This is a genomic window from Natrinema salinisoli, from assembly GCF_020405205.1.
Classification (GTDB): Archaea; Halobacteriota; Halobacteria; order Halobacteriales; family Natrialbaceae; genus Natrinema; species Natrinema salinisoli.
On record NZ_CP084469.1, the window covers coordinates 3,229,070 to 3,241,375 of the forward strand.

The window sequence follows — 12,306 nt, forward strand, 5'->3', positions numbered from 1 at the left end:
TTGGTGCCGACTCAGATCACCGCGCCGGACTGCAAGACAGCGATCAGTACGGTGAGTACCGGAATCGCCAGCAGGGTCGTCAGGAACACGCACGTCGAGACGTACTCGGAGACGAGGATCCCGTCGGTCCGGGCGCTGCCGGCGAACTCGATGGTGAGGATCAGCGGCGTCACGGCGGCGGGCATCGCGGTCTCGAGGACGAACACGCGCGCGACGGTCTGATTCTCGAAGCCGACGAGGAGCGCGACCCCGAGGCCGACGAGCGGGGCGACGCCCATCTTGAGCGCGGTTGCGGGCCAGGCTCGAGAGACGGCCGAGGCGGTGTCGGCACGCGCGAGTTGAATACCGAGAATGAGCAGCATGAGCGGGATCGAGGCGTCGCCGACGAGCTGGAGCGTCTCCATCGCGGCGGTGTCAGCAGGGGGGACGATGTCCACCGCTCGAGCGAGCAGCGCCGCGATAACGGCGTAGACGAGGGGGATGTAGAACACGCGCCGGACGCCCTCGAGGCCGGCGGAGCCGCTGCTCCGGGAGGCGACGTAGACGCCGACGGTGTACATCAGCACGGACTGGACCGAGAGGAAGAGCACGGCCGTCTGTCTGCCGACCTCGCCGAACGCGAAGTCGGAGACGGGGATTCCCAGATTTCCGGAGTTACAGAAGATCGCGACGAGGACGAGCGCGCTCAGTGCGGGTTCCTCCTCGCCGACGGCGCGGCCGGCGAGTTCGGCGATCGCCCACATGATCCCGGTGAAGGCGACGATCCCGATCGTTACCCGGAGGAGCGTCGCCGCCTCGAGTTCGGTGACGGCGAGGCTGTGAAAGACCAGCGCCGGTGCCAGCACGTAGACGACGGCAGTGTTCAGCGGCTCCGGATCGATCTCTTTGACGGTCGCCAACACGTAGCCGACCGCCGCGATGGCGACGATCGGCCCGACCGCGGAGCCGAAAATCCCGACGAGGTTCGCCATCGATCAGCGGTCACCCTCGTCTCGGTGCGGTCGACTCGGAATAGTCCGCGCTTGCGCGGCAGTAACGGAGTGCATTCGCAGCCAGCTACTTCCTGCACCTGATATGGGACTTGCGATCGGGGCGAACTGACTCCGGGTTCTCGGTACCGAGAGATGTGCCCCAAAGAACTGCGATGCTTCTCGCGTCTCGAAGCGGTTCCGGACCGACAGCGCGGGATGGGCCGGCCCGCGTGTCCGGCCCGTTCAGACACCCGCTCGCGACCACTCCTCCTCGTCCACGCTCCGTTCGAATCGTGCGCCCTGCCCGCACTCGGGACAGCCAAACTGCTGGAACTCGAGCTCGCTTCCGATGAGCGGGATCGTTGTTTCGGTCCCTGCTCCCCTGCGCTCCATCTCGATTCCGCACCGCGAACACGTCGGCGTCTCCGGGATGGATTCGTTCTCGAGGAACATCGCGCTCATCTTCTGTTGAATGCTAACAATCACCCCGACTAAATCGTTTGCGCCGGTCGCTCGATTCCGGAGTTCCACGTGCGGCTGCCCGCTCGATTTCTCGACTCGAGCCCGCCGATGCAGTCCCGTAATCATCGATTGGCGTTTAATGTGACTCTGGTCACAAGGTGAAGATACGACGGAGGAACGGTCCGCTTCTCGAGGCAGTTCGCATCGACCAGCACTGCAGCCGATGTCGACGTCGCTTCAGCGGACTTATTTCGAGCGCGTCGCAACCGTGACCATGGCATCCGACGTGCGGATTCGAGTCGCGACCGCGGACGACGCGGTCACGATCCGCGACATCTACGCACCCTTCTGCGAGTCGACGGCAGTTACTTTCGAGGAGACCCCGCCCACAGAGAGCGAGATGGCCGACAGGATCGCGTCGACCCTCGAGACGCATCCGTGGCTCGTCTGCGAGCTCGCCGGCGACGTCGTCGGCTACGCCTACGCGGGGCCGCTGCGAAAGCGGCGGGCCTACGAGTGGGTCGTCGAACTGTCGGTCTACGTCGCCGACTCGGCTCGCGGGATGGGCGTCGGACGGGCCCTGTACGAATCGCTGTTCGCCGTCCTCGAGCGGCAGGGAATCCGCGACGGCTACGCCGTGACGACGGTGCCGAACCCCGAGACGGAGCGGTTCCACGAACGCATGGGATTCGATCGACTGGTCGATTTCCCCGGAATCGGCTACACGCAAGGCGAGTGGCAGGACGTGGCCTGGTGGCGGCGATCGCTCGCAGAGAAATCGGAGACCGAGACACCCGATCGGCCGCGCCCGTTCTCGGCAGTTCGCGAGGACGCCGACTGGGAGTCGCTGGTCCGGGCGGGCGAGGACTTGCTCGAGTCGCGCTGACGGATTACGCTTCCAGTCGATCCGCCAACTCCTCCAGGCCCTCGGTGATCAGGTCGGGTTCCGGGCCGAAGGGCTCCCACGGGGTCCCCTTCCGGTCGAGCCAGACCCCCTGCATGCCGGCGTGGATCGCGCCCTGCACGTCGAACCAGAGCGCCGAGACGTGGACCAGTTCGTCGATCGGCGTTCCCGTTCGCCCCGCGGCGTGGCGGTAGAGGTCCGCGTCCGGTTTGAACGTCCCGAGCTCGTCCGCGCTGATCGTATCCACGACGAGATCCCCGATTTCGGCGTGTTCGACCATCGACTCGAGCATCTCGGGATTGCCGTTCGAGAGGACGTACGTGTCGTACCCGGCCTCGTGTAATCGCTCGATACTTTCCCGGACGTCGTCGAAGACCTCGAGTTCGTGGTAGACCTCGAGGATCTCCTCGCGCTCGTCGGCGGGGAGGTCGATCCCGTGTGCCGCGAGGGCGTAGGCGAGCGCGTCCCGGTTGATCTCGTAGAACGTCTCGTACTCCTCGAGGTGGTTGGCGACGAGCGTGTACTGCATCGACCGCTCCCGCCAGGTCTGAGAGATCGGATCCGGATCGTCGATATCCGCGTGGTCCGCGAGCGCGGCCACGGTCGCATCGACGTCGACGAGCGTGCTGTAGGAGTCGAACGTAACCGTCGTAACGCGGTCGGGATCGAAGGCCATGGGATACCTACGGAGGGGAGGGCCAAGAACGTCGGCCGTTCTATTCACTTCGAGGACGATCGAACGCGTCCCTACGCGATCTCGATCGATGTCACTTAGTGTGACCACCCCCTGATATCTGCCGTGAATATCTCGAGTTGGCAGACCTACCTCGTCACGCAGGCGTCGCTGTCGGGCGAGCAGTCGACAGTGGAGGTCGTCCGCGCGGCCATCGACAGCGGGATCGACGTCGTACAGCTCCGCGAGAAGGAAACGAGCGCTCGATCGCGGCACGAACTCGGCCTCGAGCTGCGCGAGCTCACGGCCGACGCAGGTGTCGACCTGATCGTCAACGATCGGGTCGATATCGCGCGGGCGATCGACGCCGACGGCGTCCACGTCGGCCAGTCGGATCTGCCGGTCGCGGTCGCGCGCGACCTGCTCGGGCCGGACGCGATCGTCGGCTGTTCGACGTCGACGGTCGCGGACGCCCGGGAAGCAGAAGCCGACGGGGCGGACTACCTGGGCGTCGGGGCCGTCTACGGAACCTCCTCGAAGGACGTCGACGAGGACAAGGACGGGATCGGTCCGGAACGAGTCGCCGCGATCGCGGACGCGGTCTCGATTCCGGTCGTCGGTATCGGCGGGATTACGGCTGACAACGCCGGCCCGGTCGTCGAGGCGGGTGCGACTGGCGTCGCCGTGATCAGCGAGATTACGGGGGCCCCGAATCCGCGAGCGGCGACCGAATCGCTTGCGGCCGCCGTCGAAACGACGAAGGGAATCGGGAACGGAGGAGGAGGAGCATGAGCGTGACTGATATCGCCGCCGACGACCTCGCGGATTCGGTCCGGACGGTCCGGGAGACGGAACCGCTCGTCCAGCACCTGACCAACACGGTGACGATCAACGACGTAGCGAACCTGACCCTCCACTGGGGCGGGCTGCCGGTGATGGCCGACTCCTTCGGGGACGCCGGCGAGATGGCCGAACTCGCCCGCGCGGTCGTGATCAACATCGGGCAGGTGCCCGACGGCCGCGTCGAGGCCATGCACGAGGCCGGCCGGAAGGCGAACCGGCGCGGGATCCCGGTCGTCCTCGATCCCGTCGGCGTTGGCTCGACGCCCTCGCGCGAGGCCGTCGTCGAGAGCCTCCTCTCGGAGGTCGAGTTCGCCGCGATCAAGGGCAACTACGGCGAGATCAGCGCGCTCGCGGGCGTCGAGGCGGAGGTAAAGGGCGTCGAGTCCATCGGCGATTACGAGGACATCGAGAAGACGGCTCGGTCCGTCGCCGAATCGACCGGCGCGGTCGTCGTCGCCTCCGGCGTGGAAGACGTCGTCGCCGACGCCGACGGCGCGGTTCGGCTCACCGCCGGCCACGAGATGCTCGGCGAGGTCGTCGGCACCGGCTGTATGCTCGGCGCGACGATCGCCACGTTCTGCGGCGCGCTCGAGGACGCCCGCGAAGCCGCCGTCCACGGCACGCTCGCGTTCGGCATCGCCGGCGAACGGGCCGCCGACCTCGAGTATGCCGGTCCGGGAAGCTATCGGACGAACTTCCGCGATGCCGTCTACGGCGTCACCGGTGACGCCGTCGCTGATCTCGCGCTCGCGGATCGGATCGAACGGGCTCTCTGAACCCGGCCCCGACAGCACCAGAGCGCGACTCGCTCTCCGCAGTGCTTCCAGCGATCGGGAACGTACTGAAACCGTTTTAATACCTCCGGGTGAACTGTTCCCTATGACTCGAGACGAACTCGAGAACGCGGCCGAGTCGCTCGCGGACGCGGCAGCGGCCGCTGACGACGACGAGGCACGGGACCGACTGCAAAACCAGGCGACGAAGTTCGAGGACTACGCCACGGCGGATCGCGGTCCGGACCACGGACAGCTCGCACGCCACGAACACATCCTGCACGACATCGCGGACGAGGAAGGCGGCGACGTCGCGGACCACGTCGACGACGCCCTCGAGGCGATCACCGAGTTCCGGTCGACGCTCGAGGGCGTCTAGGGCTTCCGAAGCGAGTTCCGTTTCGAAAATACCGATTTTCCGCAGTCTGCGGAGCGATCCCGATTGGTTGTTCCGGCAACCCGTTTTCTACCGGGCAGCCTCGAGCAGCCCCTCACTGAACACTGTCCCCTCGAATCTCCGCTCGGGGGAAGACGCTTCGAGCGGAGCCGTTCAGTCAGTACGCAGTCCTATCGAAGAGGATGAATAGAACGACAGCTGACGCGGCTCCGACCTCGTCCCGACAGCGGGGCAGTCCGCTGATTTGCCCGCGACAGAATTATGGATAATTCACACGGCGACCGTTCGGAGTGGGTCGATCACCGATTCACTGCGTGGCGTACCAGTCACTCACAATTTGACACCAAGAAAATATTACGAAATGCTTTATTCGGAATGATGTGGTGCCTCAGCGTATGCGGAGCCAAGAACTCATCCACTTTCATGCGCTCTTACTCGAGGTGCGTGCGGAACTCGAAGACGGCGGCGACGTTCCGCCCGACGCGTTTGCTGCCTACGATGCGCAACCGGTTCGGCCGTCTCACGTTCACCGGCGGAAGGAAGCACACGAGAAAGGAATCGATCTCCTACTCCAGGGGATCGACCGATCCATTCGAACGCTCCCGCCACCGGAACCCGCACCGCGACCGTAACCGCCCCACTTCGATAGCATGAGCGCTTCTTTCGAGGACGCGTCGACGCAGCGTCGCGTGAGCACCGTCGTGATAGAGAACCCGAATTCGCCCAACGAGTGCGTTCTCTATCCGTCCGATGCGACCGACGAGGAGCTGGAAACGACGTGGGTTCCCGCCGAAGAAGGTGATTACACCCGTCTGTTGGATCGTCGGTAGGGTTGTCGGGCCGCGTTCCTCAACAGACCGGCTTCGGGTTCGCACCCATCCCCTCGAGCGTCTCGACGTACTCGTCGTAGGCGGCCTGAATCGCGCCGTTTGCGGCCTCCTCGGCGCGGTCCCAGTCCTCCTCGCTCTCGCAGACCGACGTGAGGAGGGACTTCGCACGCTCGAGCTGGTCGTCCAGGTCCTCGCCGAAGCCGCGGAACAGGCTTGCGGTCTGGGGGTCGGCGTCACCGACGAAGTAGCCCACGACCTGATCCTTCGAGCGCTGGCTCGCGAGGATGCGGCCGACGAGCGCGCCGACGCGGGAGACGGTGTCCTCGCGGTCGCGCAGGTACTCGTGGAGCTGCGGGACGTCACTCGGCTCGAACTCGTCGTCGGCGAGTTTGTCGGCGACGGTCTCGTAGTGATCTTCTTCCTCCGCTGCCGTGGCTTCGAAGGCCTCGCGGGCCTCGCCGTCCGCCTCGTCGTCGGCCCACTCGAGGAACGTCTGCCAGGCGGCGTACTCGGCGTCGGCGGTCGCCTCGAGGACGGGTTCGGTGTCGATCTCCCCGCCGGTGTCGGCGTACAGCGACTTCGAGGAGCCGAGTCGCGAGAGTGCGGTCTGATTCCCTTCACTGACAGTCTCGACGAACGCGTCCGGATCGGTCATAGAGTGGCCTTCGGGCGGCCCCGAGTTAGGTTTGTCGCGACGGCGCTCTCGGCGGCGTCCCCGAACCCGCCGTCTCGGTCGGCCCCGATTGCGCCGGCGAGCGTCGCCTCGAGTCGTCTCTCCGCGGGTAATCGGCCGGCCTCTCTCGAACTCGAGACGGCCGTCTTTCCGTGAGTACAACGGAAAGGTGGGGGAGAGATACGTCTCGGGTACGAGTAACGCCGTTACCTGCTGACTCACTCCGCTGTCTCACCGTCCGGTCACTTCCGAAGAGAAAAACCGCAAGTCCCGCAACTGCTTTCGACCACTCACGAACGAGCGAGGCTCGTTCGAGGGATGACGCTTACTCGCCGCTGCCGGTTTCGATCGGCGCGTTGACGAGGTTGCCCCACTCCGTCCAGGAGCCGTCGTAGTTGACGGTGTCGTCGTAGCCGAGCAGTTCGTGCAGCGCGAACCACGCGACGGACGATCGCTCGCCGATGCGGCAGTAGGCGACGGTCGTCTCGTCGCCGTCGATGTCTTCCTCGGCGTAGAGCTCCTCGAGCTCGTCGTAGTCCTTGAAGGTGCCGTCGTCGTTGGTCACGGCGGCCCACGAGATGTTCTTCGCGCCGGGGATGTGGCCGCCGCGCTGGGCGGTCTCCTGCAGGCCGGAGGGAGCGAGGATCTCGCCGGAGAACTCCTCGGGCGAGCGAACGTCGACCAGCGGGACGCCCCGCTCGATCGCGTTCTCGACGTCCTCTCGGTACGCGCGGATGCTCTCGCGCGGACCGGCGGCGTCGTACTCGGTTTCCGAGAAGTCGGGCGTCTCGTCCGTGGTCGGGTAGTCGTTGTCGAGCCAGTATTCGCGGCCGCCGTCGAGCAGATAGACCTCGTCGTGACCGTAGTACTTGAACTGCCAGTAGGTGTAGGCAGCGAACCAGTTGGAGTTGTCACCGTAGAGGACGACCGTGTCGTCCTCGCTGATGCCGTGGCTCCCGAGGAGGTCCTCGAAGTCCTCCTTGTCGAGGATGTCTCGCTGCGTCTGGTCCTGGAGCTGCGTCTCCCAGTTGAACCCGATCGCGCCGGGGGCGTGTTCCTCTTCGTAGGCTTCCGTGTCGACGTCGACCTCGACCAGTCGGAGGTCGGAGTCGTCGTCCTGGAAGTCGTCGAGTCGGTCAGCGACCCAGTCGGCCGTGACGAGTACGTCGTTGGCGTAGTCGTTTGCCATACCCGTTCCTACAATGGCGACACACAAAGGGACTTCTTAACCGGTCAATTCGGACACCGATCGACTCTGGCGGAAATATTTGCCTCCTCCGGCGGCACCGATCCTCGACATCGTTCGGAGAGAGGCCCTATTCGCCACATTCGCGGGGAGTTCAATATATAGGAATCTCCATAGGTCAGATTCTCCACCAAAAACAAGCAAGAGTTGCCACTGTCCCGGTACTCCATGCGCGACCGAAATCGGTGCGTACTCGAGTCCTCGTTCCGAACGGCGACGTAATGGACGAATCCGTCGTCGTCTCCCCCGACTGGCTCGCATCGCGTCTGGACGATCCGCAGGTCCGTCTCGTCGACGTCAGGGACGCCTGGGAGTTCGACGGGATCGGTCACCTCCCCGGCGCAGTGAACGTTCCCTTCGACAGCTACCGCGACGAGAGCGACGTCGACCGCGGTACCCTACCTGGTGCCGAGGCGTTCGCGGACCTGCTCGGCGAGGTGGGAATTACCCCCGACGACACGATCGTCGCCTACGACGACACCCACGGCGTCTTCGCCGCTCGCTTCGTGCTCACCGCGCTCGAGTACGGCCACGACGACGTGCGTCTGCTCGACGGCGACTACAGCGCCTGGAATCGAGAGTACGAGACGACCGGCGAGACGCCCGAGGTCGAGCCGACGACCTACGAAGCCGATCCGCTCGCGCCCGAGGAGAGCCCGCTCGTGGGCTACGACGCCGTCGCGGACGCGCTCGATCGCGACGCCGTCTTCGTCGACACGCGGGAGCAGGACGAGTTCGAGGAGGGCCGCCTGCCCGGCGCGGTCCGCTTCGACTGGCGCGAGGTCGTCGACGACGAGACGCGGCGGCTGAAACCCGAGGCCGAACTCGAGGCGCTGCTCGCCGACCACGGCATCACGCCGGATCGGGAAATCGTCCTCTACTGTAACACGGCTCGCCGAATTAGCCACACCTACGTCGTGCTCAAAGCGCTCGGCTACGAGAACGTCCGCTTCTACGAAGGGAGCCTCACGGAATGGCTCGCCAACGACGGTGAGATCGAAGCCGGGCCTGCCGGAACGGATCACTGAGACAGCCGCCGTCAGTGGCGGCCCTACGATTGCGCGGGTTCGACGGCCGGGAGCGCGAATTCGAACGTCGCCCCGTCGCTCTGTTCGGACTCGAGCCAGATCTCGCCGCCGTGGCGCTCGACGATACGTCGACAGAGCGCGAGTCCGATCCCCGTCCCGGCGTGTTCCTCGTGGCTGTGGAGTCGTTGAAACACCTCGAAAATCCGCTCCTCGTCCGCGGGATCGATTCCGATTCCCTCGTCGCTGACCGAGACGATCCAGTCGCTGCCGTCCCGTCGAACGCCCACGTGGATCTGCGGCGGCTCGTCGCCGCAGTACTCGAGCGCGTTGGAGAGCACGTTCTGGAGCAGCTGCCGTAACTGGTCGGCGTCACCCCTGACCCGAGGTAACGACTCGCTGGAGAGCGCCGCGTCGGTCTCCTCGAGTCTCAGTTCCAGATCGCTTCGCACGTCCGCGAGCACGGCGTTCAGGTCGACGGGTTCGAAGGGATCCCCCTGCGTTTCGACCTGCGAGTACGCGAGGAGGCCGTCGATCATCGCCCGCATTCGGTCGGCGCCGTCGACGGCGTAGTCGATGAATTCCCGGCCGTCAGCGTCGAGTTCGTCCGCGTATCGCTCTTCGACGAGCGAGAGGTAACTCGAGACCATCCGCAGGGGCTCCTTGAGGTCGTGGGAGGCGGCGTGGGCGAACTGTTCTAACCGTTCGTTCGACGCCTCGAGTTCCCGTTCGGATCGTTGCTGCTCGAGTTCGGCGCTCACCCAGTTACCGAGCAGTTCGACGAACGTGACCTCCCAGTCGGAGAACTCCGCTGCGCGCGCTTCCATATCGTAGAAGCAGAAGGTGCCGTACACCTCGTCGCCGACGGTGACGGGCGTCCCGAGATAACAGGAGATTCCCCACTCGGCGTTCCCGTCGCGGTCGGCCAACTCCGGCGCGTCCGCGTCGACATCCTCGAGGACGAGCGTCCGTTCAGTGGTGACGACGTGTTCGCAGTTCGTCGCCGATAGTGCGGTAGTGTCGCCCGCCTCGAGGTCGGCGTCGGCCGGCGCGTCGACGGCCTCGAAGATGTACTCGTCGGTATCTTCGCGGACGCGGGACAGCGTCGCGTAGTCCGTTCCGATCGTCTCCCGAACGACCGCGAGGAGCGAATCGACCTGCTCGGTGAACGACAGCTCGGGGTCCGCGATGACCTCGTAGGCGTTCTGAAGCGCGGTCTCGCGCGCTCGAAGCCGTTCCGTTCGTCCGACGCACTCGGTGTCGACGCGGACGGAGACCGTCACCCCCGTCTCGGAGGGATACGCGCGACCCTCGAGGCGGGCATCGAGCGACTCGGGTATCGTCTCGAACGTGACCGGCTCCTGGGATGCCATCGCACGCTCGTACTCGGGACGGATCGCCGACCCGACCGCGTCGGGGACTCCGTCCCAGATGACCGTCCCGAGCAACTCCGCCTCGGACCGCTCGAGCAGCCCTTCGGCTCGCTCGTTGCAAAAGGTGAACCGCCACTCCTCGTCGAGCGCGAAGACGGCATCGGAGATGCGCCCGTAAGCCCTTGCAGCATCACCGTCGTGCTGCTCGGATGGGTTCGATTGCTCGGGCATGTACTCCGTCGAGGGTTCTGTAACGGATAAGCTATCCGTTGCTCACGTCCCGCCAGTCCGGAGCCGTCGAATACGTCGCGTCCGAAAGTTCGTCGAACGTCGCGTAGACCACCTCGTTCAGCGCGGGGTGAATGTGGACGGGCTCGGCGACGTCGTCGACGGTACCACCGCCGCTGTCCATCGCCACGACCACCTCGTGAATCAGCGTCGCAGCCTGGGGACCGACGACGTGGCAGCCCAGGATCTCGCCGTCCGGCGCGGCGATGGCCTTCACGAACCCGTCGTCGGCCTCGAGGATCATCCCCAGCGGCGCGGCGTCGTAGGGGACGGTTGCGGTCTCGTGGTCACGTCCCTCGTCCGCGAGGTCGTCCTCCGTTCGACCAACGCTTGCGACCCGCGGCTCGGTGAAGATCGCGTGGGGCATCGCGCCGTAGTCGACCGCCTGGGTTGCGTCATCGAGCACGTTTCTCGTCACGATGCGCGCTTCGTAGTCGGCCGTGTGCTTGAACGGTTGCTCGCCGAGGATGTCGCCCAGCGCCCAGACGCCGTCGACGGTCGTCTCGAGCGTGTCGTCGGTTTCGACGTAGCCCTGCTCGTCCGCTTCGATCGCCGTCTCCTCGAGGGCGAGCGTGTCCGTGTTCGGCCGCCGGCCGGTCGCGAGCAGGAGGTCGTCGGCGGTGAGTTCGACTGCGTCGCCGTCCCCATCACCGTCGCCGCCGTCACCGTCGCTCGGCTTCGCGGTGACGGCGACCGTCTCGTCGTCCTGACTCACCTCGGCCGCCTCGTAGCCGGTGTAGACGTCGCAGTAGGTCTTCATCGACTCCGTCACGACCGCGCTGACATCGTCGTCCTCCCGGGGAACCAATCGGTCGCTGCGACCGACGATCGACACCTCGGTCCCGAGCGCGCCGAAGAAATAGCCCAGTTCGACACCGATGTACCCGCCGCCGACGATCACGAGCTCGTCGGGCCGGTCCTCGAGGAAGAGCGCGTCGTCGCTCGTGAGGAACTCGACGTCGTCGAGGCCCTCGATCGGCGGGACCATCGGTCGGCCGCCGACCGCGATGACGACGGTTTCGGCGCCGATCTCCCGCGTATCGGTCGATTCGTCGTTCGGTACGACCTCGACCGTTCGATCGTCGACGAACCGTCCCTCACCGCGGTAGAGGGTGACGTGCTCGCTGTCTTCCAGACTGGATTCCTGGTTCCCCGCCTTCTCGTAGACCGTGTCGTGAATCGAGGCCGTGATCTCGCCGTAGTCGACGTCGTCCACCTGTGCGGCGACGCCGAACGCTTCCGCCCCTCGAACGTCTTCGACGACGTCCGCTCGGTGGATGAGCGCCTTCGAGGGAACGCAGCCGCGAGTGATACACGCGCCGCCGAGCGGCCCGGGTTCGACGACGGCCGCCTCGAGTCCCTGCTGGGCCGCCGCGGTCGCGACTTGACTGCCCGATCCGCCGCCGAGGACGACGATGTCGTACTCCTCCATGCCGGCGTCGACCACGGACAGCCGCGTAAAATGGGAGCCTGCTATACGAATGGCGCTGCCTGCCGCCCCGATTCGCTCGACTACAGTGAGTCGTATCTACCTATAGCCAGTCGTCGCCCGGATCGTCCGACGTCGCCTCCGTGTACGTCTTGACCGCTTCAGCGAGGTTCTCGAGGGCCTCTTCGGGCGTCTGTCCCTGACTCGAGACGCCGGTCTCCTCGTCGTCGGCGATGTGCAGGCCGTGGTCGTTGACTCGCATGGTCACGTCCGCGTCCTCGAGTCCTTCGTAGTCGGAGGGGTCGACGTCTGCGTCGGAACTCATGGACACGAGTTGTCGCGCTCGAGTGAAATACGCATCGACGCCGCTCGAGTCGTTGTGATGGTGGCGACCGAGTGCGGGTCCCAATCACGGGACT

General features: G+C 65.6%; 15 protein-coding genes. 7 read left to right on the forward strand and 8 right to left on the reverse strand.

The features are described 5' to 3' along the window. Positions 1 to 11 precede the first annotated feature (11 nt). Both LDB05_RS15910 and LDB05_RS15915 read right to left on the reverse strand, forming a co-directional pair. Entirely contained in the window at positions 12 to 971 is a 960-nt protein-coding gene (locus tag LDB05_RS15910) for an AEC family transporter (RefSeq protein WP_226004969.1), read from the reverse strand. 243 nt (positions 972 to 1,214) lie between these two features. Then, on the reverse strand, positions 1,215 to 1,433 hold the full coding sequence (locus LDB05_RS15915; protein ID WP_226004970.1) for a hypothetical protein: 219 nt from the start codon (positions 1,431 to 1,433) through the stop codon (positions 1,215 to 1,217). Between the two features lie 274 nt (positions 1,434 to 1,707). Between LDB05_RS15915 and LDB05_RS15920 the strand changes: the two genes are divergently transcribed. Continuing rightward, a complete protein-coding gene (locus tag LDB05_RS15920; protein ID WP_226004971.1) occupies positions 1,708 to 2,319 on the forward strand; it encodes a GNAT family N-acetyltransferase in 612 nt (203 codons plus the stop codon). A gap of 4 nt (positions 2,320 to 2,323) precedes the next feature. On the opposite strand, the gene LDB05_RS15925 is transcribed toward LDB05_RS15920, so the two are convergent. After that, entirely contained in the window at positions 2,324 to 3,013 is a 690-nt protein-coding gene (locus tag LDB05_RS15925) for a haloacid dehalogenase type II (RefSeq protein ID WP_226004972.1), read from the reverse strand. 123 nt (positions 3,014 to 3,136) lie between these two features. Here LDB05_RS15925 and thiE point away from each other — a divergent pair, with 123 nt between their 5' ends. The 5 genes from thiE to LDB05_RS23630 all read left to right on the forward strand — a co-directional run bounded on the left by thiE (position 3,137) and on the right by LDB05_RS23630 (position 5,853). Next, positions 3,137 to 3,802 (forward strand): thiamine phosphate synthase, encoded by a 666-nt coding sequence (thiE, locus tag LDB05_RS15930; RefSeq protein WP_226004973.1) that lies wholly within the window; start codon positions 3,137 to 3,139, stop codon positions 3,800 to 3,802. Further along, a complete protein-coding gene (thiM, locus tag LDB05_RS15935) occupies positions 3,799 to 4,629 on the forward strand; it encodes a hydroxyethylthiazole kinase (protein ID WP_226004974.1) in 831 nt (276 codons plus the stop codon). Before thiE ends, thiM begins: the two co-directional genes overlap by 4 nt. A 103-nt stretch (positions 4,630 to 4,732) precedes the next feature. Beyond that, positions 4,733 to 5,005 (forward strand): DUF7553 family protein, encoded by a 273-nt coding sequence (locus tag LDB05_RS15940; protein WP_226004975.1) that lies wholly within the window; start codon positions 4,733 to 4,735, stop codon positions 5,003 to 5,005. A 413-nt stretch (positions 5,006 to 5,418) separates the two neighbouring features. Continuing rightward, entirely contained in the window at positions 5,419 to 5,655 is a 237-nt protein-coding gene (locus LDB05_RS15945) for a UPF0058 family protein (RefSeq protein ID WP_226004976.1), read from the forward strand. Positions 5,656 to 5,673: 18 nt separating this feature from the next. Next, the gene (locus tag LDB05_RS23630; RefSeq protein ID WP_425498574.1) at positions 5,674 to 5,853 is read left to right on the forward strand and encodes a DUF7511 domain-containing protein; all 180 of its coding nucleotides are present in this window, start codon (positions 5,674 to 5,676) and stop codon (positions 5,851 to 5,853) included. Between the two features lie 19 nt (positions 5,854 to 5,872). On the opposite strand, the gene LDB05_RS15950 is transcribed toward LDB05_RS23630, so the two are convergent. Continuing rightward, entirely contained in the window at positions 5,873 to 6,508 is a 636-nt protein-coding gene (locus tag LDB05_RS15950; protein ID WP_226004977.1) for a rubrerythrin family protein, read from the reverse strand. 343 nt (positions 6,509 to 6,851) lie between these two features. Further along, entirely contained in the window at positions 6,852 to 7,715 is an 864-nt protein-coding gene (locus LDB05_RS15955; protein WP_226004978.1) for a sulfurtransferase, read from the reverse strand. A 278-nt stretch (positions 7,716 to 7,993) separates the two neighbouring features. Here LDB05_RS15955 and LDB05_RS15960 point away from each other — a divergent pair, with 278 nt between their 5' ends. After that, positions 7,994 to 8,800: a sulfurtransferase gene (locus LDB05_RS15960; RefSeq protein ID WP_226004979.1), complete on the forward strand. Its 807-nt coding sequence runs from the start codon at positions 7,994 to 7,996 to the stop codon at positions 8,798 to 8,800. 23 nt (positions 8,801 to 8,823) lie between these two features. Here the strand turns inward: LDB05_RS15960 and LDB05_RS15965 are convergent, their stop codons facing one another. From LDB05_RS15965 to LDB05_RS15975, 3 genes are all read right to left on the reverse strand, one after another. Beyond that, positions 8,824 to 10,401 (reverse strand): sensor histidine kinase, encoded by a 1,578-nt coding sequence (locus tag LDB05_RS15965; RefSeq protein ID WP_226004980.1) that lies wholly within the window; start codon positions 10,399 to 10,401, stop codon positions 8,824 to 8,826. A 31-nt stretch (positions 10,402 to 10,432) separates the two neighbouring features. Next, positions 10,433 to 11,890, reverse strand: a complete 1,458-nt coding sequence (locus LDB05_RS15970; RefSeq protein ID WP_226004981.1) for a dihydrolipoyl dehydrogenase — start codon at positions 11,888 to 11,890, stop codon at positions 10,433 to 10,435. 100 nt (positions 11,891 to 11,990) lie between these two features. Further along, positions 11,991 to 12,212 carry a type II toxin-antitoxin system HicB family antitoxin gene (locus tag LDB05_RS15975; RefSeq protein WP_226004982.1) on the reverse strand — a complete coding sequence of 74 codons (222 nt, stop codon included), beginning with the start codon at positions 12,210 to 12,212 and terminating at the stop codon, positions 11,991 to 11,993. Positions 12,213 to 12,306: the final 94 nt, after the last annotated feature.

Excerpts from the sequence above, each read along its gene's own strand:
- LDB05_RS15910 (WP_226004969.1), bottom strand. The coding sequence starts at position 971 with ATGGCGAACCTCGTCGGGATTTTCGGCTCCGCGGTCGGGCCGATCGTC.
- LDB05_RS15955 (WP_226004978.1), bottom strand. The coding sequence starts at position 7,715 with ATGGCAAACGACTACGCCAACGACGTACTCGTCACGGCCGACTGGGTC.
- LDB05_RS15940 (WP_226004975.1), top strand. The coding sequence starts at position 4,733 with ATGACTCGAGACGAACTCGAGAACGCGGCCGAGTCGCTCGCGGACGCG.
- LDB05_RS23630 (WP_425498574.1), top strand. The coding sequence starts at position 5,674 with ATGAGCGCTTCTTTCGAGGACGCGTCGACGCAGCGTCGCGTGAGCACC.
- LDB05_RS15945 (WP_226004976.1), top strand. The coding sequence starts at position 5,419 with ATGCGGAGCCAAGAACTCATCCACTTTCATGCGCTCTTACTCGAGGTG.
- LDB05_RS15970 (WP_226004981.1), bottom strand. The coding sequence starts at position 11,890 with ATGGAGGAGTACGACATCGTCGTCCTCGGCGGCGGATCGGGCAGTCAA.
- LDB05_RS15965 (WP_226004980.1), bottom strand. The coding sequence starts at position 10,401 with ATGCCCGAGCAATCGAACCCATCCGAGCAGCACGACGGTGATGCTGCA.
- LDB05_RS15920 (WP_226004971.1), top strand. The coding sequence starts at position 1,708 with ATGGCATCCGACGTGCGGATTCGAGTCGCGACCGCGGACGACGCGGTC.
- LDB05_RS15960 (WP_226004979.1), top strand. The coding sequence starts at position 7,994 with ATGGACGAATCCGTCGTCGTCTCCCCCGACTGGCTCGCATCGCGTCTG.
- LDB05_RS15975 (WP_226004982.1), bottom strand. The coding sequence starts at position 12,212 with ATGAGTTCCGACGCAGACGTCGACCCCTCCGACTACGAAGGACTCGAG.
- LDB05_RS15925 (WP_226004972.1), bottom strand. The coding sequence starts at position 3,013 with ATGGCCTTCGATCCCGACCGCGTTACGACGGTTACGTTCGACTCCTAC.
- LDB05_RS15950 (WP_226004977.1), bottom strand. The coding sequence starts at position 6,508 with ATGACCGATCCGGACGCGTTCGTCGAGACTGTCAGTGAAGGGAATCAG.
- LDB05_RS15915 (WP_226004970.1), bottom strand. The coding sequence starts at position 1,433 with ATGAGCGCGATGTTCCTCGAGAACGAATCCATCCCGGAGACGCCGACG.
- thiM (WP_226004974.1), top strand. The coding sequence starts at position 3,799 with ATGAGCGTGACTGATATCGCCGCCGACGACCTCGCGGATTCGGTCCGG.